20 protein-coding genes and 1 pseudogene are annotated in these 18,859 nt (G+C 63.4%); 10 read left to right on the top strand and 11 right to left on the bottom strand.

Translation table 11 applies throughout. The annotated features are described in order from the left end of the window. Positions 1-28 precede the first annotated feature (28 nt). A complete protein-coding gene (locus tag EPO50_RS00650) occupies positions 29-1,537 on the top strand; it encodes a PLP-dependent aminotransferase family protein (RefSeq protein ID WP_296340708.1) in 1,509 nt (502 codons plus the stop codon). Between the two features lie 67 nt (positions 1,538-1,604). Further along, a complete protein-coding gene (locus EPO50_RS00645) occupies positions 1,605-3,194 on the top strand; it encodes a serine hydrolase (protein ID WP_296340707.1) in 1,590 nt (529 codons plus the stop codon). Positions 3,195-3,222: 28 nt separating this feature from the next. Here EPO50_RS00645 and EPO50_RS00640 read toward each other — a convergent pair whose 3' ends face one another. Then, complete coding sequence (locus EPO50_RS00640; RefSeq protein ID WP_296340706.1) at positions 3,223-4,035, bottom strand: glucose 1-dehydrogenase; 813 nt, start codon at positions 4,033-4,035, stop codon at positions 3,223-3,225. A 74-nt stretch (positions 4,036-4,109) separates the two neighbouring features. Further along, positions 4,110-4,910, bottom strand: coding sequence for an IclR family transcriptional regulator C-terminal domain-containing protein (locus EPO50_RS00635; RefSeq protein ID WP_296340705.1), 801 nt, complete (start codon positions 4,908-4,910; stop codon positions 4,110-4,112). Positions 4,911-4,967: 57 nt separating this feature from the next. Between EPO50_RS00635 and EPO50_RS00630 the strand changes: the two genes are divergently transcribed. Genes EPO50_RS00630 through EPO50_RS00620 form a run of 3 tightly spaced genes read left to right on the top strand, consistent with a single transcriptional unit; the run spans position 4,968 to position 6,864 of the window. Continuing rightward, positions 4,968-5,444, top strand: coding sequence for a MaoC family dehydratase (locus tag EPO50_RS00630; protein WP_296340704.1), 477 nt, complete (start codon positions 4,968-4,970; stop codon positions 5,442-5,444). An 11-nt stretch (positions 5,445-5,455) separates the two neighbouring features. Then, positions 5,456-5,905 (top strand): MaoC family dehydratase, encoded by a 450-nt coding sequence (locus EPO50_RS00625; protein WP_296340703.1) that lies wholly within the window; start codon positions 5,456-5,458, stop codon positions 5,903-5,905. Next, a complete protein-coding gene (locus EPO50_RS00620; protein ID WP_296340702.1) occupies positions 5,902-6,864 on the top strand; it encodes a tripartite tricarboxylate transporter substrate binding protein in 963 nt (320 codons plus the stop codon). The genes EPO50_RS00625 and EPO50_RS00620 overlap by 4 nt, the downstream gene beginning before the upstream one ends. 26 nt (positions 6,865-6,890) lie before the next feature. Here the strand turns inward: EPO50_RS00620 and EPO50_RS00615 are convergent, their stop codons facing one another. Together EPO50_RS00615 and EPO50_RS00610 are read right to left on the bottom strand one after the other, a co-directional pair. Further along, positions 6,891-8,315 (bottom strand): carotenoid oxygenase family protein, encoded by a 1,425-nt coding sequence (locus tag EPO50_RS00615; RefSeq protein ID WP_296340701.1) that lies wholly within the window; start codon positions 8,313-8,315, stop codon positions 6,891-6,893. Between the two features lie 30 nt (positions 8,316-8,345). Then, positions 8,346-8,951 carry a TetR/AcrR family transcriptional regulator gene (locus EPO50_RS00610; protein ID WP_296340700.1) on the bottom strand — a complete coding sequence of 202 codons (606 nt, stop codon included), beginning with the start codon at positions 8,949-8,951 and terminating at the stop codon, positions 8,346-8,348. 67 nt (positions 8,952-9,018) lie between these two features. On the opposite strand from EPO50_RS00610, the gene EPO50_RS00605 reads away from it, so the two are divergent. Next, on the top strand, positions 9,019-9,639 hold the full coding sequence (locus tag EPO50_RS00605; RefSeq protein WP_296340699.1) for a glutathione binding-like protein: 621 nt from the start codon (positions 9,019-9,021) through the stop codon (positions 9,637-9,639). A gap of 115 nt (positions 9,640-9,754) precedes the next feature. Then, positions 9,755-10,462, top strand: coding sequence for a DUF4198 domain-containing protein (locus EPO50_RS00600; protein ID WP_296340698.1), 708 nt, complete (start codon positions 9,755-9,757; stop codon positions 10,460-10,462). Here the strand turns inward: EPO50_RS00600 and EPO50_RS00595 are convergent. Together EPO50_RS00595 and EPO50_RS00590 are read right to left on the bottom strand one after the other, a co-directional pair. Further along, entirely contained in the window at positions 10,459-11,292 is an 834-nt protein-coding gene (locus EPO50_RS00595) for an enoyl-CoA hydratase (protein WP_296340697.1), read from the bottom strand. The two genes, EPO50_RS00600 and EPO50_RS00595, sit on opposite strands and share 4 nt — an antisense overlap. Further along, positions 11,289-12,485, bottom strand: coding sequence for an amidohydrolase family protein (locus EPO50_RS00590; RefSeq protein WP_296340696.1), 1,197 nt, complete (start codon positions 12,483-12,485; stop codon positions 11,289-11,291). The genes EPO50_RS00595 and EPO50_RS00590 overlap by 4 nt, the downstream gene beginning before the upstream one ends. A 38-nt stretch (positions 12,486-12,523) precedes the next feature. On the opposite strand from EPO50_RS00590, the gene EPO50_RS00585 reads away from it, so the two are divergent. Further along, the gene (locus EPO50_RS00585) at positions 12,524-13,267 is read left to right on the top strand and encodes a fumarylacetoacetate hydrolase family protein (protein ID WP_296340695.1); all 744 of its coding nucleotides are present in this window, start codon (positions 12,524-12,526) and stop codon (positions 13,265-13,267) included. A 29-nt stretch (positions 13,268-13,296) separates the two neighbouring features. Then, positions 13,297-13,530 carry a DUF1127 domain-containing protein gene (locus EPO50_RS31460; RefSeq protein ID WP_367268015.1) on the top strand — a complete coding sequence of 78 codons (234 nt, stop codon included), beginning with the start codon at positions 13,297-13,299 and terminating at the stop codon, positions 13,528-13,530. Between the two features lie 8 nt (positions 13,531-13,538). Here the strand turns inward: EPO50_RS31460 and EPO50_RS00580 are convergent, their stop codons facing one another. Together EPO50_RS00580 and EPO50_RS00575 are read right to left on the bottom strand one after the other, a co-directional pair. After that, positions 13,539-13,868, bottom strand: a complete 330-nt coding sequence (locus tag EPO50_RS00580) for a hypothetical protein (RefSeq protein ID WP_296340694.1) — start codon at positions 13,866-13,868, stop codon at positions 13,539-13,541. A 103-nt stretch (positions 13,869-13,971) separates the two neighbouring features. Beyond that, positions 13,972-14,751, bottom strand: a complete 780-nt coding sequence (locus EPO50_RS00575) for an enoyl-CoA hydratase/isomerase family protein (RefSeq protein ID WP_296340693.1) — start codon at positions 14,749-14,751, stop codon at positions 13,972-13,974. An 80-nt stretch (positions 14,752-14,831) separates the two neighbouring features. On the opposite strand from EPO50_RS00575, the gene EPO50_RS00570 reads away from it, so the two are divergent. Beyond that, a complete protein-coding gene (locus EPO50_RS00570; RefSeq protein WP_296340692.1) occupies positions 14,832-15,572 on the top strand; it encodes a carbonic anhydrase in 741 nt (246 codons plus the stop codon). Positions 15,573-15,593: 21 nt separating this feature from the next. Here the strand turns inward: EPO50_RS00570 and nirD are convergent, their stop codons facing one another. The 3 genes and pseudogenes from nirD to EPO50_RS00555 form a co-directional block, all read right to left on the bottom strand. Further along, the gene (nirD, locus tag EPO50_RS00565) at positions 15,594-15,920 is read right to left on the bottom strand and encodes a nitrite reductase small subunit NirD (RefSeq protein ID WP_296340691.1); all 327 of its coding nucleotides are present in this window, start codon (positions 15,918-15,920) and stop codon (positions 15,594-15,596) included. 5 nt (positions 15,921-15,925) lie between these two features. Continuing rightward, the gene (gene nirB / locus EPO50_RS00560) at positions 15,926-18,376 is read right to left on the bottom strand and encodes a nitrite reductase large subunit NirB (protein WP_296340690.1); all 2,451 of its coding nucleotides are present in this window, start codon (positions 18,374-18,376) and stop codon (positions 15,926-15,928) included. A 287-nt stretch (positions 18,377-18,663) separates the two neighbouring features. Continuing rightward, positions 18,664-18,859: pseudogene (locus tag EPO50_RS00555) on the bottom strand (serine--glyoxylate aminotransferase); the annotation flags it as partial.

The raw sequence follows: 18,859 nt of genomic DNA, 5'->3' as shown, positions 1-18,859 counted from the left end.
AGTTTAGCGAAAGTAGGCTGTACCAGTTATGAGGCCGCGCGCCCGCAAAGCGCCCCCATTGGGCATCGTGCTCGACCCAACCCGGTCCGAGCCATTGCATCGGCAAATCGGCGAGCAGCTCCGTCGCGCGATCCTCGAACGGCGGCTGGCGCCCGGAACAAAGCTCCCGTCGTCGCGCCTGATGGCCAAGGAGCTCGATTGCGCTAGGGGAACGGTGCTGTTGGCGGTCGATCAGCTCATCGCCGAAGGCTATCTCGTCACGCAGGCCGGATCTGGAATCTCCGTTGCGGCGAACTTGCCGGAGGAGATGCTGGTCTCGCCCAGCGTCGATGTACCGCCGGCAGGTGGGGCGGCGGACGAGCCGATCCTGTCTCGCCGCGCCGTCGAACTCCTGGCAACTGGCCTCTCGCCGCAGGCGCCGTTCGGCGATCCAGCGATCGCCTTTCCTCTCGGGCAGCCCGACCGCGAGGCCTTTCCCTATCGGCTCTGGGCCAAGCTGCTGGAGCAGGAATGGCGCAAGCCATCCTGGCAGGTGGCAGGCGCGCCACATCCCTTCGGCCATCCCGGTCTGCGCGAAGCGATTGCGTCTTACCTGGGTATCGCCCGCGGCTTTGCGTGCGACCCACGCGCTGTCGTCGTCACGTCGGGCCTTCGCCAGAGCATCGCGACCTTGGCGCGCATGGTTTTAGACACGGGCGACGCGGCGTGGATCGAGGATCCCGGCTTTCGCGGCACGCGCGAAGGGTTGGCCGCGGCCGACGTGCGGACGGTGCCGGTACCGGTCGATGCCTCGGGCTTCTCGCTCGATGCCGCGCTGGCCTTGGCGCCGGAGGCACGCCTGGCGGTCGTGGCGCCCTCTCATCAGTTCCCGCTCGGGATCGTACTCGGCTTGCAGCGACGTCTCGAGTTGCTGAGCTGGGCCGAGCGCACGCGAAGCTGGATCGTCGAGGACGATTTCGATGGCGAGTATCGCTACTCGGGTCGTCCGCTCGCGCCGTTGCGCGCTTTGGATCGCAGCGGGCGCGTAGCCTATCTTGGGAGCTTCTCCAAGCTCATGTTTCCTACGCTGCGATTGAGCTTCCTGATCCTGCCGGCCTCGCTCGTCGATGCGGCCGAGAAGATCATGGTGGGTGTGTCTCCGCGCGCCTCGCTGCTGGGGCAGGGGGCATTGGCTCGTTTCATTGCCGAGGGCCATCTCGCGGCGCATCTGCGGCGCACGCGTCTCCTCTATGCCAGCCGTCAGCAGGTGTTGATCGCCTCGGCGCAACACCATCTCGCCGGTCTCCTCGAGGTGACGCCAGATCCTGCCGGCATGCATGTGGTTGCCAGACCTCATGCCGCTCTTGCGCCGACGTTCGACGACGTTTCGGCGGTTGCTTCTGCCGCGGCGGCTTCAGTCAGTGTCGCGTCGCTTTCAGCCTGCTATGTCGGCGCAAAGAAAGAGCACGGCCTCATTCTCGGCTATGCCGGAACGCCGGAAGTCGAGATCGAGCGCGCTATTGCGCGATTGCGGAGCGCCCTGCGCGGCCACTACTAATAGTTGACGATAATGAGGGGCAGGGCGGATGGTGGGTCGAGGCACATTGGCTTTTGTGGTGACCGTTATGACGTTGGCCCTGGGGTTATCAGGCAGCCCCTCTCTCGCACAATCTACCAATGCAACCCCGGCGGACGGTCCGCGCGGCAAGGCGGCGTTGGAAGTGCGCGGCAAGTTCATCGATCAGCGCATTGCCGAGTTCATGGAGAAACATGACGTGCCGGGGCTGGCGATGGCCATCGTCCAGGCGCCTTATATTCCGCGCTCTGCCGGATACGGTCGCGCGAGCCTGACGCACGATGAGCTGGCCTCGACGCGAACCACATGGAACATCGGCCCGCTGACGCAGGGCTTTACCGCCGTCGCCATCTTCCAGCTTCACGAGACGCAGAAGCTCGATATTCACGACGCCATCGACAAGCATCTGACGGGCCTGCCTGCAGCCTGGGCGAAGACCACGGTGCTGGAACTCCTGCAGCATGCCTCAGGCATTCCCGACTATCGGGCAGCTCCTGGCTTCGACTCGAGTCGCGCTTATAAGCCGGCTGAGCTGCTGGCGGCGGTATCCGCGGCGCCGGTTCTGTTCGAGCGCGGCAGCCAGGTGCGGCTGAGCGCGACCAATTTCCTTCTGCTTGGGATGATCGTCGAACGCACAAGCGGCATGTCCTTCCACGACTATGTGACGCGGCATCAGATCGAACCGCTGGGCCTGCGCAGCACCATGTTCGTCGGCGACTTTCCGACGAAGTCCTTTACCGATCGATCACCCAAGGCCGCTGGCAAGAAGCAGCACAGCCGCTTCACGTCCGAGATCGCCTTCATCAACCCCGTCGAACCTGCGACCGGTCACAAGACTGTCGACGGCAAGCTCGTGGCAACGGACCCCAAGACGTCGGCAAATCTCTTTGCCTTCGGCGATCTCTGGTCGTCAGCGGAGGATATCAGCGCCTGGGACATCGCCTTGGCGGGTGGCATTCTCGTCAAGAGCGAGGCGAACCGGGCACTCATCTACAAGCCGACCAAGCTCGGCAACGGGACGATTGTTCCGGCCATGGCCGGCTGGGAGTTCACGCACCATCCCGGTTTCATGGAGATCAAGGGATCCGCGCCAGGCTTCAGTGCCTATCTCAGCCGCTTCACGGCGGTCGACGATCTGGTTTGCGTAACCTTGCTCGTGAACAAGGAAGGTTTGGACCTGACCGTCCTCGCGCGGGACATCGCCGACTCGTACAAAGCGGGCCTCGGCGCGGGCGTGGCTTCCGAAGGGATCGTGGCGCAGGAAAGCAAGTTCCCGGTCGATGAAACCGTTTCCCGGCTGGAGGCGCGGCTCAAGGCGCAGAATGTACCGGTCTTCGCGACCTTCGATCACAGCGCCAACGCGCAGCAGGCCGGAATGCAATTACGACCGACCAAGGTTCTGGTCTTCGGCAATCCCAAGGTCGGCACCAAGCTCATGCAGGACAACCAGGCAGTTGCGCTCGATCTGCCGCTGCGTCTGTCGGTGTGGGAAGATGGCCGTGGCCGCGTCTGGGTGGGCTACCACGCTCTGGATCGCCTCGCCGCCGAGTACGGCATCAAGGACGAGGCGACCGTGACAGCAATGGCGCAAGCGCTCGAGAAGTTGGTGGCGAAGGCCGTCAACGTCTACGACTACTGACGGCTGTCCGACGCGTCATGCCAATACGCTAACGTGACGCCGGCTTGGCTGCGAGATTCGTGACGGCACCGCCCGTCGCGGTTCGCCCGCCATCGACCACGAACTGGCCGCCGGTGGTATTGGCCGCGAGGTCTGAGCAGAGAAACAGGACCATGTTGGCGATCTCCTCGGGGGTCGTATAACGCCCCGTCGGTTGCGCGGCCCGATAGCGCTCGCCCATCGCGCTGGCGTCACCGGGCGCGATCTGTTCTTCCAGCGCGTGGATCATGCGTGTGTCGACCGGCCCGGGGCACACGGCGTTCACCCTCACGCCCTGCCGTGCGACTTCGCCTGCCGTAGTCTTGGTCAATCCGATCACGGCATGCTTCGATGCGACGTAGGCCGGCATGCCGGGCGTTCCGACCAGACCGGCTACGGAGGCGGTATTCACGATCGAGCCGCTGCCCTGCCGGATCATCTCCGGCAGGACGTGACGCAGTCCGAGAAACACGCCTTTCACATTGACGCCGATCACGGCATCGAAGATCGCCTCGTCGTACTCGGCGGTCGGCGTCACCTTTCCTTCAATGCCAGCGTTGTTGAAGAAGCAGTCGATCCGTCCAAACGTTTCTATCGCTGTCTTTACATAGGCTTTCACGTCGGCGGACTTGGTGACGTCCGCCGTCACGGCGATGGCTTCGCCGCCATTCTGACGAATAATGCCGGTCGTGGCGTCAGCGGCCGAGCCGTCGAGGTCGACCACCACGACTTTCGCGCCGTGCTTTGCAAAGCCCAAGGAGGCTGCCCGGCCGATCCCATTGCCGCCGCCGGTAACCAGAGCGACCTTCCCTGTGAAATCCATGTCTTCCATCCCCAGTCCAGCGCGGCGGCCCGATCACCGCCGGACGGGAAGTCTATCATCGCCGGACGGCGAGGCTATTGCTGCGGCATCTGCATCTGGATGTCCCGGGCGGCCTGTTGCAGGGGACGCAGGAAACGCCGCTTGGCGCCGGCTTCGGTCAGCGTGCCCGAGATGGTGTTGATACTGAGGGCGGCGATCACCTCGCCCGACGGCTTGCGGACCGGAACGGCCATGCCGCAGATCGCGAGGTCGAGTTCGCCATCGACCCAGGCATAGCCCTGCTCCACGACCTTCATGAGCTCCTTCAGCAGGACGTGCGGATCGACGGTGGTGCGCGGCGTCAGCTTCTTGAACTCGACCTGCCCGAGAAGCCGGTCGAGATCCGGCGCTGGAGTGGCAGCCAGAAGGATCCTGCCCAACGATACAACGTGAGCCGGGAGGCGGCTGCCGACGCCGAGATTGGTCGTAAGGATTCGGCGCGAGGGCAGGCGCTGCACATAGACGATCTCCGTCTCGTCGAGGACCGCCAGGGCGCAGGACTCGGACGTCTCGTCGCGCAGGCTTTCGACGGTCCGGTGTGAGTTCGCCCAGAATGGCAGGGAACTCAGATAGGAAAGACCGAGCCCCAGCGCCCGCGGCCGGAGCTGAAAGTAGCGCCCATCGCTGGCGCAATATCTCATCGCCACCAGGGTCGCCAAGATGCGGCGCGCCGTTGCGCGCGTGACGTTTGCAAGCCGCGCCACTTCGGACAGCGTGTGTCGGCCGGGAGGGCGGCCGAGCGCCTCGACGACACCGAAACCGCGGGCGATCGCTCGCACGAAGCCGTCGCTTTCCTTTACCGCCACTGTCTTGCCAGGGGGCTTGGTAGCTGCCATGGATGTTCGCCAGACACAAATAATGTACGCCTGGCGAACACTAGGAGAAGAAACGCAATGGCGCAAGCGCAAAACTTCGAAACCGACTTCTGGAAGGACGCCAACCTGCGCAAGAGCTGGGACGAGATCGTGCCCGGCGAGCCGCGCAAGACGCAGCCCTACCTGCTGACGCAGGAAGCGATCGCGCTTTACTGCAAGGCGGTCGGCGAAACCAATCCGCTCTATCTCGACGAGAAGGTCGCGAAGGCCGGTCCGCATGGCGGGCTGGTCGCGCCGCCCTCGATTCACATCCTGCTGATGTTTTCCTGCACGCCGGCCGACGACTGGATGCGCAGTCCCGGCACGATCAATGCCGGTCAGTCGTGGAGCTACAACACCCACGCCCGCCCCGGCGACACGATCCGCCTCGAAGCGCGTGCGCTCGACAAGTTCATTAAGCGCCAGCGGCTGTTCGTCGTGCACGACAACGTCTTCTTCAACCAGCACGACCAGGTCATCTGCTCCGGCCGCGGCCAGACCATCCGGCCGACGTGAGGAATACGAACATGACTACCGATTTCGACAAGCTTCACGATGGCGACGTGATCAACGGACCATCTTTCGCCGTGTCGCGCGAATCGATCCGTCTCTTCTGCGACGCCTCGCTCGACTACAACCCGCTTCATCTCGACGACGATTACATGAAGGGCGATTTCGGCCGGACGAACTTCGGCGGGATCATCATGCACGGCATGAACAACTTCGGCCTGATCTCGCGCATGATTACCGATTGGCTGCCACCCGAGGGTGTCCATCGCCGGCTCGAGACGCGATGGGTGAAGCCCGTACGGCCGGGCGACACTATCCAGCCGACGGCCTCCATCAAGGCCCGGCAGGTCACGCACAAGTCGCGCTGGGTGCTGCTCGACGTGCAGGTGCGCAACCAGAAGGGTGAACAGGTCGCGGTCGGCGAGGCCATGGTCGAGTTCCCGCTGCCGAAGGGAGCTGCGGCATGAAGCTTTTGAGAAGGGCCGCGCTGGGCCTGGCATTCGGTCTCGTTGCCGGCGGTGCTGTAGCGCAAGAACTACCGAAGTCGATGCGCATCATCGTGCCGTTCCCGCCGGGCGGCACGACCGACATCTTGGCGCGCTACGTCGCCCAGGAACTGAATGCGAAGTACGGCATCTCGGTGATCGTCGACAACCGCGCCGGTGCCTCAGGCACCGTGGGCTCGGAAGTGGTCGCACGGTCGCCGGCCGATGGCGCGGTGCTGCTGCTGACGGCGACGCACCATGTCATCAACCCGGGCCTCTTCAGCAAGCTCCCCTATGACACCAAGGCCGAGTTCTCGCCGGTCGCCTTGATTGCCACGGCGCCCAACGCTCTGGTGGTCAACAAGGACTTTCCGGTCAAGGACGTGGCCGAATTGATCGCTTTGGCAAAGAAGGAGCCGGGCAAGCTTTCGTTCGGTTCGGCGGGCACGGGCGGGGCAAACCATCTGTCGGGCGAACTCTTCAAGCAGATGGCGGGCGTCGATATCGTCCATGTGCCCTACAAGGGCGCCGCGCCGGCGATGAATGACCTCGTTGCCGGACATATCCCGATCATGTTCGACACGCTGCCGACGGTCATCCCCAATGCCAAGTCCGGCAAGCTGCGCGTACTGGCCGTGACATCGAAGGAGCGGGCGCCCTCGCTGCCGGACGTGCCGACCTTGGACGAAGCCGGCGTGAAAGGCTTCGAGGCAACCGCTTGGTTCGGTCTCTACATGCCGAAGGTAACGGACCCCGCGGTCTATAATCGGCTGGTGACGGCGGTCGCCGGGATTCTGGAAGATCCGGCCCTGGCGGAAAAGTTCGCCAGCCAGGGTGTTGCGGCGGGCAAGGTATCAGGCGAGGCGTTTCGGAAGTTTGTCGACGCGGAAATCGACAAATGGGGCGTCGTCGTCAAGACAGCGAAGATCCCTCAGGAGTAGGCTGAGATCGAGAAACGCCGCCCGTTTCAACCGGGCGGCGTTTTGTCATTTGCGGCAGCAAAACAACCGTGCAGGGAGAACGGCACGTGATGGCGTAGCCTGGCGGTGAAGAGCGGCCGGGCAGCGAGATCGCGCGCATCCAGGCCGACGATCGAAGTCTTGTTGCTCACGCTATCGAACACCAGCGTGACAATGACGCCGTCATCCTCTGCGTCGCCGGTCGGAATGAACAACGGCTCTCCGGGATAGCCGTTCGGCCCGAAATCGTGTCGCGTGACGGCGCCACTTTCAAAGTCGATACGCGCGAGCTGCTGTTGCAGGCCGATCGTGCGATCTGCCGGATTGCAGGCAATGTAGGCATAGCGCTGCCGGCGGCCGGTGAAAGCGAGGTTGATCGTCGGAAACTCGTTGGCCACGCCGGTGTTAAAGGTGCGCCGATGCGTAAGCCCCGTCGCGAGGTCGACCGTGAGCCTCGTCAGCGCAGCCATGCCCTTGGCCGGCCAGTCCGACCGCCAGTAGTCACGTAACGTCTGGCCGATCGTGAGGTAGTCGGGATAGAGCGCGAGATCGAGGATCAGCGCACCGTCCTGCTCGAAGCCATTGGCGAAGTGGAACTGGAAGAACGGATCGGTTTCGATCAGCCGCGGCGCGCCGCGTCCGTCGCGTGGCACCAGCAGGATCAGAGTGGGCTTGGTGCCTGCCCAATGCAGCGCGCGGTCGAAGCTGCTGAAGCCCAGCAGGAACTTGATCGGTTTGACGAGGATAGGGCCGATGCAGAAGACCAGGAAGTGCTCGGTCAGCACGAAATCGTGGTTCATCACCGGATAGGGCAGAGTGACTGGCGGCAGGCGGGTCGCAATGCCGCGCTCCAGCCGGTAAGGGGTCAACGTCGTCTTGGCGCCATAGTCGATGCCGAAGTTGAACAGCTCACCGGTTGCGGGATCGATCTTGGGGTGAGCCGAAAAAGCCTTCAGCGCGCCGGCGTAGGTTTCGATGCCTCTGGTGTCGAGTGTCGTAGGATCAATTGCTGTCGGCGGCCCACCCTCCCAGAGGGACAGGAGCTTGCCGTTCTCCATCACGACCGATGTGTTCGAGACATTGGCCGGTTGGCGGAACGCATTGCCCAGCATGCCGTAGGGTCGCATCTTGCCGAAGCCGCGATGAACGATGCGCTGAGCCTTCGCCTCGTCGCGATAGCTCTCGGTCGCGACATATCGATTGCGGTAGTGGATGCCATCGTCGGCGAAGCGGATCGCCGAGATCATGCCGTCGCCGTCGAACCAGTGCGGAAACCACTGGCCGCCCAGGTCGTTGCGGCCTGATCCGTTGCGAAAGAGGGTGCCGCGCAAGGCAGTTGGTACAGCGCCGTCGATTTCCTCGACGCGGTAGCTGTGTTCCTCCGCCAACGTCCGGAAGCCCGGGCTCCACGGATGGGGCGCCTTTTGATCCATACGCCAGTCTACCACGGCGAGAGGTGCACTCTACCGGCAGATCACCGGGACCATCGAGTTGGCGAAGGCCCGCAGCTCGGCGGCCTTCATGCCGATGCGGGCGCGAATGGCGATGGCATACATGATGGCACCGGCCATGCGAGCGCGAGCAGCCGGCGTCGGCTCAGGTGGAAGTTCACTGGCAGCAAAGGCGCGCTCCAGACTCTTCTCGATATTGGCCAGAAGCTCGGCAGCAGCGGCGGCGATCTTCGGGTGGGTCGGCGACTCCACTGCGGCCGTACCCACGATCATGCAGCCGAGCTTGGTCGGCGGCGCTGTGTAGAGGTCGATGGCCGCCATATAGACCTTGCCCAGGCGCTGCTCGATCGAGCCGGCACTGGCCAGGATCGTGTCGAGTGCTTCCACGCTCTTGGTGCCGTAGAAGCGCAGAGCCTGGATGTAGAGCTGCTCCTTGTCGCCGAAGGCGGCATAGAGGCTCGGTCGGTTGAGGCCGGCCGCTTCGGACAGCTCGTCGAGCGAGGTGGCTGCAAAGCCCTTCTCCATGAACACGCTGCGCACGCGCTCCAGGACCTCGGCCGTATCGAAGGAACGAGGGCGGCCGCGAGGCTTCTTCGTTGATTCTGTACTGGTTCGCATAATTATCCTTGACGTCGCTTCCACCGCATATTTATGTACTACATCGCACAAAATTAAGGAGGATGCGATGGAACTCTTCGCTTCACCACTTGCGTGTTCATTGGCGTCGCATATCACGGCTGTCGAGGCCGGTCTGCCGGTCAAGGTCAGGTTCATCGAGAACAAGAAAACCGACGATGGTGGTGATTACTTTGCGATCTCTGCTAAGGGATATGTCCCAGCGCTGCGTCTGGAGGATGGTCGCATCCTGAACGAGGGGCCGTCGGTCCTCCAGTATCTCGCCGATCGCAAGCCCGACGCTGCGCTGGCCCCGGCTTGGGGGACGATCGAGCGCTACGAGCTGATCGACACGCTGAACTATCTCTCGACCGAAGTGCACAAGCGCATCTTCGCCAACGTCTTCTCCCAGACCGCAGCCGAGCCGACCAAGGCGGCGGCCCGCGCCCTGATGGAGCCGACGCTGGACTATCTCGCCAAGAAGCTGGGAGATCGCGACACGCTGGTCGGCACGAACTTCACCGTGGCCGATGCTTACTTCGTCACGCTCCTGAACTGGTTCGGCTTCGTGGGTGTCGATCTCAAGAAATGGCCGACGATCAACGCCTACTATCAGAAGCACCTGCAGCGGCCTTCCGTTGCCCATGCGATGGGCATCGAAATGGCTGAGCGTAAGCGCCGCGCGGCCTGATCCGCGGGAGAGGGCAGGCGGCCTTCAGGTCGCCTGCCTTCACTCCTTGTGTTTTAGATTGCGTCTAGTAATCGGTCGCCTCCGCGAGTATTTCTCTCCTCCGGAGGACATCGTCATGCGTCTTGTCATCGCCGCTCTTCTTTGGCTGTCGCTCACCGCCGCTGCGTCGGCGCATGCGCTCTGGATCGAACCGGAGGGCGACGGCTTTCAGCTCTATTTCGGCGAGTTCGGCGAGAATTTGCGCGAGGGTTCGCCAGGCCTGCTTGATCGCTTCGAGCCGCTGCCGGCCGCCAAGGCGTTCGGTACTTCCGGCGATACGGCGTTGAAGGTCGAGAAGGGCGCGACGGCATTCCAGCTCGGTGGTGCTTCGGCCGGCACCGGCAGTGTCGTTGCCGAGCAGGCGCGCGTCACGGAGCGCAAGCAGGGCGACAAGGTCACGCGAACGCTGGGCCGGCTGTCGGCGCGCTACGTCAGCGACTTCTCCGAGCGCAAGCCGTTGATCCCCCTCGACATCGTGCCGACGGGCAAGCCGGGCGCCTTCAAGGTCTTCTATGACGGCAAGCCGCTGCCCAAGGCGAAGGTCGAGGTTGCCACAGAGACCGGCTGGCAGCGTGAACTCAAGACCGACGACAACGGTGCGTTCGACGTCGATCTGCCGTGGAAGGGAACCTACATGATCGAGGTGACGGCGATGGATTCCACGCCCGGTACACACGGTACTGAGGCCTATGACACGATGCGGTTCGTGACCACGCTCACCTTCAAGGTGCCGACCGGCCTCGAAGCACCGCCGCGGCCGCCGGTCGTCACGCCGAAGCGCTAGCCTGCCTTCTTGTTGAGGACAGCGAAACGGTCCTTCGGGGCCTTCTCGCGGGCAGCAGGTCCATAGGTGCCCATCTCCATGCGATGCGGGATGGTCAGCATGTAGTTCTTGAAGGCGCCTTCCATGGCCTGCCGCCAGCCCTGGGCGTCCTGCGTCTCGTTGACTGAGGCCTTGGCGAGCTTCAGCGCATAAGGATCGCGCTCGGCGATCTTCTGGGCCAGCGCCATGGTCTCGGTCTCAAGTTTCTCCCGTGGCACCACGCGATTCACCAGGCCTGCCTTCTCGGCCTCGGCCGCCGAGACGAATTCGCCGGTGAATAGATACTCCTTGGTCCTGCGAGGGCCGAAGTCCCACGGCATCGAAAAATACTGGACGTGCGAGCCACCCCATTTGACGGCGCGGTCCGCGAACTGCGCATCCTCGCTCGCAATGATGATGTCGCAAGCCGACGCGATCATCATGCCGCCCATGATGCAGTAGCCTTGGACCTGGGCGATGGTGGGCTTGGGCAGGTCGCGCCAGCGCATCGTGTTCTCGAAGAAGCGCTCCCACAGGCGCCGGTACTCGCCCTTGAAGCCGGGCTCCAGCGCCGTCTTCTTCTGATCCTCCATCTCCTGCGGACTGCCGAGATCGTGACCGGCGGAGAAATGCTTGCCGGCACCCGCCAGGATGATGACCCGCACCTCGGGATCGTCGGCGGCACGGAGAAAAGCGTCGTCCAATTCCTCGAGCAGGACACGGCTCTGCGCGTTCAGCACGTCCGGTCGGTTGGTGGTGATGGTGCGGACCGCGCCGGTCTGGCTCTGAAGAAGCGTCGAGTAGGTCTTCATGCTGCTGCCTGTGTCGGATGGCGCAGATCGGCGGCGAGGCCGTTGCCCATCATGTCGATGAAATTGTCGCAATAGAACTTCTGCTTCTGCCGCTCGCTGGTGCCGGCTTTTTCCATCGAGGCCTCGAAGCGTTTGATAGGGTGGCGACCACCTTCGACGTGCGGATAGTCCGAGGAGAAGAGGCAGACCTCGTCGGCCGTGTTGGCGATGATCCAGCCGGCATCCTCGTGCGGATAGGGCGTGACGCGAACCTGTCGGGCCACGAACTCCGAGGGTTTGAGCGACATCTTCTGCAGCCGCTCCTCGTTCTTGTAGAAGGCGTTGTGGGCGCTATCCATGTTGCGCATCCAGCCCGGCACCCACGACGCGCCCTGCTCGATGACACCGAACTTCAGTCGCGGGAAGCGGTCCAGCACGCGATCGACGATCAACGCGGTCAACGCCTTCATCGGTGGATAGGCGATGGCCATGTAGTCGATCGACTTGAAGTTATCGTCGCCGCCGTGGAAGTCAGGGACCGGTGGCAGCCCATTGTTGAAGTAGGCTTCCTCCAGAAGCTTCCCGCCGCCGCCGACATGAAACACGATCGGCAGGCCGGCTTCCTGGGCGACGGCCCACAATGGATCGAAGCCAATATGGCTCGGCGAATGAGTGTCGGGGCAACGCGAGGGGATCATCAGCGCCTTGGCGCCGAGGTCGATCGCTTCGCGCGCGGCCTTGGCGGTACACTCGAAGTCGATCAGCGGCACATAGCCTGTGGGCAGCAACCGGCGATCGACCGAGCAGAAATCCACCATGTGGCGGGTATGCGCGCGGGCCACGGCGTAGGCGAGGTCAGGATCGCGTCCACCTTCGAGCACCGAGGAGTAATTCAGCAGGGCCGTCGTGAACATGAGCTGGCTGGCGAAGCCCAGCAGCTCGACCGACCGCGGACGATCCTGCTTGCGATAGGCACCGAGCGCATCCCAGTTCTTGGCGAGCATGATCTGCGCTTCGTCGAAACCGCTTCCATCGGCGACACCCTGCCGATGATCGTCCTTGAGATGGCTATGAAAACCTTCGTGCCGAGGGAACAGCACCTTGTCGGTCACTGTCGCCCGATGCCTAGATTCGAGATGATCCTCGAGGAAGCCTGGCACTTCCATGATGTGGGCGTCGGCGTCGTGAATGACGCGCCCGCTCGCGTAGGGCATTGTTCCTCCAGCTTTTCGTCGTTTTGTGCGAGCTTAACATGAGCATCGACATTTCCCACGCCGTGCGGACCCTCCTGGAAGCACGGCGTTCCGGCACGCAGGTGGCGCCCCCGATTGCCCTACCGGATCGCTCTGCGGTCTATGCCATTCAGGATGGTGTAGCCGCAGCGACAGGACCAGTCGCCGGTTGGAAAGTCGGCGCGCGGACGCCGACGGCAGAACCCAATCCCGCGCCGCTTCTGGCCGGTGCACTCGTGGCCTCTCCGGCGCGTTTCGACGGCAAGGCGATGCACATGATCGGTATCGAGATCGAAATCTCTTTCCATATCGCGCGCGATATCGAAGCGCGCGACACGCCGGTCGGTTACGACGAAGCTCTCTCCAGCGTCGGCGATGCCTTTGTCGGCATGGAAGTCGTCGACACGAGGCTTGCCAATTTCCAGCAGCTCGATCCGGAATGGCTTCTCGCCGACAACCAGATGAACCATGCGCTGGTGGTAGGTGGGGCGATCCAGAACTGGAAAGGTCTGGACTGGGCGAATCTCCGGGTGATGCTCGAAATCGACGGCCAAACGGTCGTCGATCAAAAAGGTGGGCTCGGTGCCGTTGATCCGTTGCGGCCGCTTGCCTGGATGATCGACCATGCGGTGCGCCACCGTAGTGGCCTCCGTGCAGGACAGGCGATCACGACCGGTTCATGGACCGGTCTGCGCTATTTTCCGCCGGGCACTCGCGCCCGCGGCAGCTTCGTGGGACTGGGTTCTGTCGAGGCGCACTTCTGACGCTTCGACGGAGGCCGTAACACCGGACAATGCCCGCCCGGCATTGTCCGGCCATGCAGCACATTCTTCAAATCATCGTCGGTCCGGCACCGCCTCGCGTTGCCGGGTTCGTGCACTCTCTGCAGGCCAAACTCGCACTCTGGCGGTGCCGTAACCGTACGCGTCGCCAGCTCACGATGCTTGACGCTCGTGCGCTGGCCGATCTTGGCCTGAGCTCCGCGCAGCAAAGCGCGGAGGCCGGGAAGTGGTTCTGGCAGCCGTAGGCTTGCGGCTAGTAGTACCAGCCAGGATAGGGATAGCCGCCCCAGGGGCCCCAATCCCAATCGTTCATGGCGTTCTCGTCAGCCGTCATCTGCTGCTCGTCCGCCAGGTTCTTCTGGAAGACGTTGTTGCGGTAGGTGCCGTAGGCCGCCGAGTTGCCGACGTAGATGCACACGCAGACGGTCGGGTCAGGATAGACATAGAAGACCTGGCCGTTCTTGATCTCGCGCGAGAACTTGTGCGGCGGCAGGTTGCGGAAGGCCGCCTGGCGCTGCGGCGTGTTCGCGGGCACGAACTTGAAGCCAGCCGCGACCATCATGTCTTCCTTGTTCGCAATCACTTGCTTCGGATTCTGGCAGGCGGCGGCGGCTACGCACAGGCCCAGAACCGTAGCAATTTTGGCAATCCGTATCATTACGTCCCCCTCGATGGTCGTTCCTTAGTCAGGCGCCAGACCATTTGGGCGCCCGCTTCTCCAGGAAGGCCGCCATGCCCTCACGGAAGTCGGCGCTACCGTAAGCCAGTCTGACGAGATCGTCGATATTCTCGTCGCCTAAACGCGCCTGAAGTCGTCGCAGCGCCTCCTTGGTGACCTGCATGGTAATCGGTGCGTGGCCGGCAAGCGTCCGGGCCAGTTCCTCGGCCCGGGCATAGAGGGCCGTCGGGTCCGGTAGCAGTTCGCTCACAAGCCCGCAGGCCAGTGCCGCCGGAGCGTCGATGAGCTTGGCCAGCATCAGCATTTCCTTGACCCGCTGGGGGCCGACCAGGGCGACCAGCCGAGCATAATTGGCCATCGACAGGCAGTTGCCCAAAGTGCGGGCGATGGGGAAGCCGAACTGGGCATTGGCGGCGGCGATCCTGAAGTCGCAGACGGCGGCAATCGCCGCACCGCCACCGGTGCAGAAGCCCGAGACGGCTGCGACCGTGGGCACGGCGCAGGCCTCGATCGCACCGACGATGCGATCGATCTTGCGCTCATAGGCGATGCCGTCGTCACCGCTTTCGAAGCTCTTGAACTGGGCGATATCGGTGCCGGCGGCGAAGGCCTTTTCGCCAGCGCCGGTAATAACCAGGGCACGGACTTCCTTGGTCTCGCCGACCCGACCGCAGATCTCGGCCAGCCCTTCATACATGGCAAAAGTCAGCGCGTTGCGTGCTTTCGGCCGGTTGAATGTCACCCAGCCGATGTCGCCGCGCCTCTCGTAGAGGAGTTCTTCAGTCATACCGCACAAACTGTTGGATTTGTAGAATGCGGCATCATCGTCTATGTCGCCGCACCCCGTAAACAGGCACAAGGTAACCCATGGCGCTGGAACGGCTTCTCAAGGGTTTTGCGGATTTCCGCCTGGGCTACTACCGCGAGCATCTCGACCTGTTCGAGAAGCTGGCGACCGAGGGACAGTCGCCCAAGATATTGATCGTTGGGTGCTCCGATGCCCGCGTCGATCCGGGCATTCTGACCCAGACCAAGCCAGGCGACATTTTCACCGTTCGCAACGTTGCGGCCATGGTGCCGCCAGCGCAGATTCCGCCCGACGAACGGCAGCACGGTACCTCCGCTGCCATCGAATATGCCGTGCGCGGGCTCGAGGTCGAGCATGTGGTCATCCTGGGTCACGCGCTGTGCGGTGGCATTGCCGCGCTCGTCGACGGGCAAGATAGCGCCTTCGCCAGCTTCGATTATCTCTCGACCTGGACGAGCGTCGCCCGCGAGACGCGCGACATCGTGGTTCGCGAGATGGCGGGGCGCCCGCGCGCAGAGGTCGTGCGCGCCGTCGAGCAGGCGGCCGTCGTCAACAGCGTGAAGAACCTGATGGGCTTTCCCTGGCTCGCCGAGCGGGTGTCGGCCGGTAAGCTGGTGCTGCACGCGTGGTGGTTCAATCTGGCAGAAGGCCAGCTCTATGCCTTCCATCCCGAAACGGCGACTTTCGATCCGGTGCACGGTGTCCAGCTCGAGCCCGCCGTCAGTCGCGATACCCGCCTCTCGGCACTGAAGCCGGAACGCTTCGTCGCCGCCCTGACCGGCAAGACGCCGGACTTCTGACCCATCGTACATCCGGCATCGTCAGGCTGCCTTGGCAGAGCGCTCCAGGGCAATGAACAGTCGCCTGTCCTCGACTTTGACCGGATGCGTGCGGGTTTGGCCTTCGTCGGCGCCGAGCGCCTTGCCGGTCTCGAGGGAGATCACCCAGTTGTGCAATGGGCAGGTCACCGATGTGCCGTGCACGATGCCCTGCGACAGCGGCCCGCCTTTGTGGGGGCAGTGGTCCTCAATGGCGAAGACCTGATCCTCGGCGGTACGGAACACCGCTATCCGACCGAGCGGTGTATTCACGCAACGCGCGCCGCGGACCGGGATGTCGTCGAGGGAACCGATGGCAATCCAGCTCATGTTCTTCACTCCGCCGCTTCGGAGAAGCCGACGGCCGCCAGGGGCCGGAACTCGTGCTTGTCCTTCCCCGAGACCCGCTCGGACCAGGGATCGACCTGGGCGAACTTCTGCGAAAAGACGAAGCGGTCGAAGTAGGCGCGCCGCGTCTCGCCATTATGCAGGATCTGCCGGCGCACTTCGTCGATGCCGACGCGCTTGGCCCATTTGTAGATGCGTTCGAGGTAGCGGCCCTGTTCACGGTACATCTGGACGAGGGCTGCGATGTGTTCGAGCGCTTCGTCCTCGGTCCTGACGAGACCCAGTACTTCGGTGCCCTTGATGTCGAGGCCGGCTGCACCGGCAAAGTGGATTTCGTAGCCGGAATCGACGCAGATCACGCCGACATCCTTGCAAGTGGCCTCGGCGCAGTTACGCGGGCAGCCGGACACCGCCATCTTCACCTTGGCCGGAGTCCACGAGCCCCACATGAACTTTTCGATGCGGATGCCGAAGCCGGTCGAGTCCTGTGTTCCGAAGCGGCACCAGTCGGTGCCGACGCAGGTCTTCACTGTGCGCAGTCCCTTGGCGTAGGCATGGCCCGATACGAAGCCGGCCTTTCCGAGGTCCGCCCAGACCGCGGGCAGGTCTTCCTTTCGGATACCCAGCATGTCGATGCGCTGGCCGCCGGTTACCTTGACGGTCGGGATGGCGAACTTGTCGACGACGTCGGCGATGGCCCGCAACTCGGCGGCGCTGGTGACGCCACCCCACATGCGCGGCACGACCGAGAAGGTGCCGTCCTTCTGGATATTGGCGTGCACGCGCTCGTTGACGAAGCGCGATTGGTAGTCGTCGGCGTATTCGTCGGGCCAGTCACAGACGAGATAGTAGTTGAGGGCGGGCCGGCACTTGGCGCAGCCACACGAGGTCTTCCACTCGAGCTCCTGCATCACGGCAGGCACGGTCTTGAGCGACTTGGCCTTGATCAGACGTCGCACCTCGTCGTGACCCAGCGCTGTGCAGCCGCACATCGGTTGGACCGCGGTGCGGTTGTAGGTGTCGCCGAGAGTGAGCTCCATGAGCTGCTCGACAAGGCCGGTACACGAGCCACAGGAGGCCGAGGCTTTGGTGTGTGCCCGCACGTCGTCGAGTGAGGTGAGTCCCTTGGCCTTGATCGTATCGACGATCCGGCTCTTGCAGATGCCGTTGCAGCCACAGATTTCGGCATCGCCGGGCAGCGCGTCCACAGCCGCCTTGGGGTCGAACGTGCTGCCGCCCTGGTAGGCCTGGCCGAAGATCAGCGTATCGCGCATCGACGATACATTGGCCGCCTTCTTCTTCAGATCGTTGAACCAGGCGCCGTCACCCACTTCGCCGAACAGCACGGTGCCGACAATGCGGTCGTCTTTCAGGACGACGCGTTTGTAGATACCGGCTGCTGCATCGCGCAGCACGATCTCTTCGCGATCGTCGCCGTCGGCGAAGTCACCGACCGAATAGACATCGATGCCCGTAACCTTGAGCTTGGTCGGCGTGTCGTTGTGGACGAAGTCGGCCGTCTCGTCGTCTGCCAGTCGCGCGGCGGCGATGCGTCCCATCTCGTAGAGCGGCGCCACGAGACCATAGACATGGCCGCCCACCTCGGCGCACTCACCGAGGGCGAAGATGGCGGGATCGGATGTGCGCATGCCCTGATCGACTACAATGCCGCGATTGACGGCCAGCCCGGCGTCTCTTGCGAGCGCCGCGTTGGGGCGGATTCCCGCTGCCATGACCACCAGGCTCGCGGGGATGATCGTGCCGTCGGCCAGCTCCACCGCCTCGACCTTGCCGGCACCGTGGATCGCCTTGGTGTTGGCTTTGGTCAACACCTTGATCCCGCGCTCCTCCAACGCCTTCTGCAGCAAGTAGCCTGCGGCAGGATCGAGCTGGCGCTCCATCAGGCTCGGCATGAGGTGGACGACGGTGACGTTCATGCCCTGCGCCTGCAGACCGGCCGCCGCTTCGAGGCCGAGCAGGCCACCGCCAATGACCACGGCCTCGGTGCGCGACTGGGCTGCCAGCAGCATCGCGTTGACGTCGTCGAGATCGCGATAGCTGAGCACACCCGCGAGATCGTGCCCCGGCACGGGCAGGATGATCGGCAGAGAACCCGTGGCAATGACCAGCTTGTCGTAGCTTTCAGTCACGCCCTCGGCGGACGTGACGGTGCGGGCTTCGCGATCGATCGCTTCGATCCGGTGGCCTTTGTAGAGCGTTATGTCGTTGCGGACGTACCAGCCATCGCCATGGATGATGATCTGCTCGTAGTCCTTCTCACCCGAGAGGACCGGCGACAGCATGATGCGGTCGTAATTGACCCGCGGCTCGGCGTTGAAGATGGTGACCTTGTAGCGGCCAGGCGCACTCTCCAGGAGATGCTCCAGCATCCGCCCCGGCGCCATGCCGTTTCCAATGATGACGAGCTTCTCTGTCATATCCTTGGCATCCCCCAAAAGCGTCAACAGCCTGCGGAAGGCTTCCCCGCGTTGGATGCGAAAAAGCGCAAACGATCGGCTGCTTTGCCTGGAGCGCCCGCCATTGGACGCGACTTTGTGGAACTACGTTGTCCCGCAGGCGGTGAGAGGAGCACGATCCGTGCCAATGCGGATCGCGCTGCCAATCACGGTAATCAGAAGAAGCGCACACGCACGTCGCTGTCGAGAAGCAGCGACGTGACTATCTTTTGAGCGTCTTGCCCAGCTACTGGCCGGGCGAGCGGGCTTCAGTTCGCCAGCGACTTGATCGCAGCATCCACGCCACCTGGCACGAACGGTACGCCCGATGCCTTCATCGCAAGTTCGGTCGTGGCGAGGCAGCCCAGCAGCATCGGCTCGTTGAGATCGCCCATGTGGCCGATGCGGAACATCTTGCCCATCATCTTGCCGAGCCCGCCGCCCAGCGACAGGTTGAAGCGATCG

The organism is Reyranella sp. (assembly GCF_004297405.1).
GTDB lineage: Bacteria > Pseudomonadota > Alphaproteobacteria > Reyranellales > Reyranellaceae > Reyranella.
This window is presented reverse-complemented; position numbering and strand designations above follow the sequence as displayed.

Coding starts and splice junctions, on each gene's coding strand:
- EPO50_RS00645 (WP_296340707.1), top strand. CDS start 1,605: ATGACGTTGGCCCTGGGGTTATCAGGCAGCCCCTCTCTCGCACAATCT.
- EPO50_RS00570 (WP_296340692.1), top strand. CDS start 14,832: ATGGCGCTGGAACGGCTTCTCAAGGGTTTTGCGGATTTCCGCCTGGGC.
- EPO50_RS00635 (WP_296340705.1), bottom strand. CDS start 4,910: ATGGCAGCTACCAAGCCCCCTGGCAAGACAGTGGCGGTAAAGGAAAGC.
- EPO50_RS00625 (WP_296340703.1), top strand. CDS start 5,456: ATGACTACCGATTTCGACAAGCTTCACGATGGCGACGTGATCAACGGA.
- EPO50_RS00640 (WP_296340706.1), bottom strand. CDS start 4,035: ATGGATTTCACAGGGAAGGTCGCTCTGGTTACCGGCGGCGGCAATGGG.
- nirD (WP_296340691.1), bottom strand. CDS start 15,920: ATGAGCTGGATTGCCATCGGTTCCCTCGACGACATCCCGGTCCGCGGC.
- EPO50_RS00585 (WP_296340695.1), top strand. CDS start 12,524: ATGAGCATCGACATTTCCCACGCCGTGCGGACCCTCCTGGAAGCACGG.
- EPO50_RS00590 (WP_296340696.1), bottom strand. CDS start 12,485: ATGCCCTACGCGAGCGGGCGCGTCATTCACGACGCCGACGCCCACATC.
- EPO50_RS00595 (WP_296340697.1), bottom strand. CDS start 11,292: ATGAAGACCTACTCGACGCTTCTTCAGAGCCAGACCGGCGCGGTCCGC.
- EPO50_RS00575 (WP_296340693.1), bottom strand. CDS start 14,751: ATGACTGAAGAACTCCTCTACGAGAGGCGCGGCGACATCGGCTGGGTG.
- EPO50_RS00620 (WP_296340702.1), top strand. CDS start 5,902: ATGAAGCTTTTGAGAAGGGCCGCGCTGGGCCTGGCATTCGGTCTCGTT.
- EPO50_RS00615 (WP_296340701.1), bottom strand. CDS start 8,315: ATGGATCAAAAGGCGCCCCATCCGTGGAGCCCGGGCTTCCGGACGTTG.
- EPO50_RS00650 (WP_296340708.1), top strand. CDS start 29: ATGAGGCCGCGCGCCCGCAAAGCGCCCCCATTGGGCATCGTGCTCGAC.
- EPO50_RS00605 (WP_296340699.1), top strand. CDS start 9,019: ATGGAACTCTTCGCTTCACCACTTGCGTGTTCATTGGCGTCGCATATC.
- EPO50_RS00610 (WP_296340700.1), bottom strand. CDS start 8,951: ATGCGAACCAGTACAGAATCAACGAAGAAGCCTCGCGGCCGCCCTCGT.
- EPO50_RS31460 (WP_367268015.1), top strand. CDS start 13,297: ATGCCCGCCCGGCATTGTCCGGCCATGCAGCACATTCTTCAAATCATC.
- nirB (WP_296340690.1), bottom strand. CDS start 18,376: ATGACAGAGAAGCTCGTCATCATTGGAAACGGCATGGCGCCGGGGCGG.
- EPO50_RS00600 (WP_296340698.1), top strand. CDS start 9,755: ATGCGTCTTGTCATCGCCGCTCTTCTTTGGCTGTCGCTCACCGCCGCT.
- EPO50_RS00630 (WP_296340704.1), top strand. CDS start 4,968: ATGGCGCAAGCGCAAAACTTCGAAACCGACTTCTGGAAGGACGCCAAC.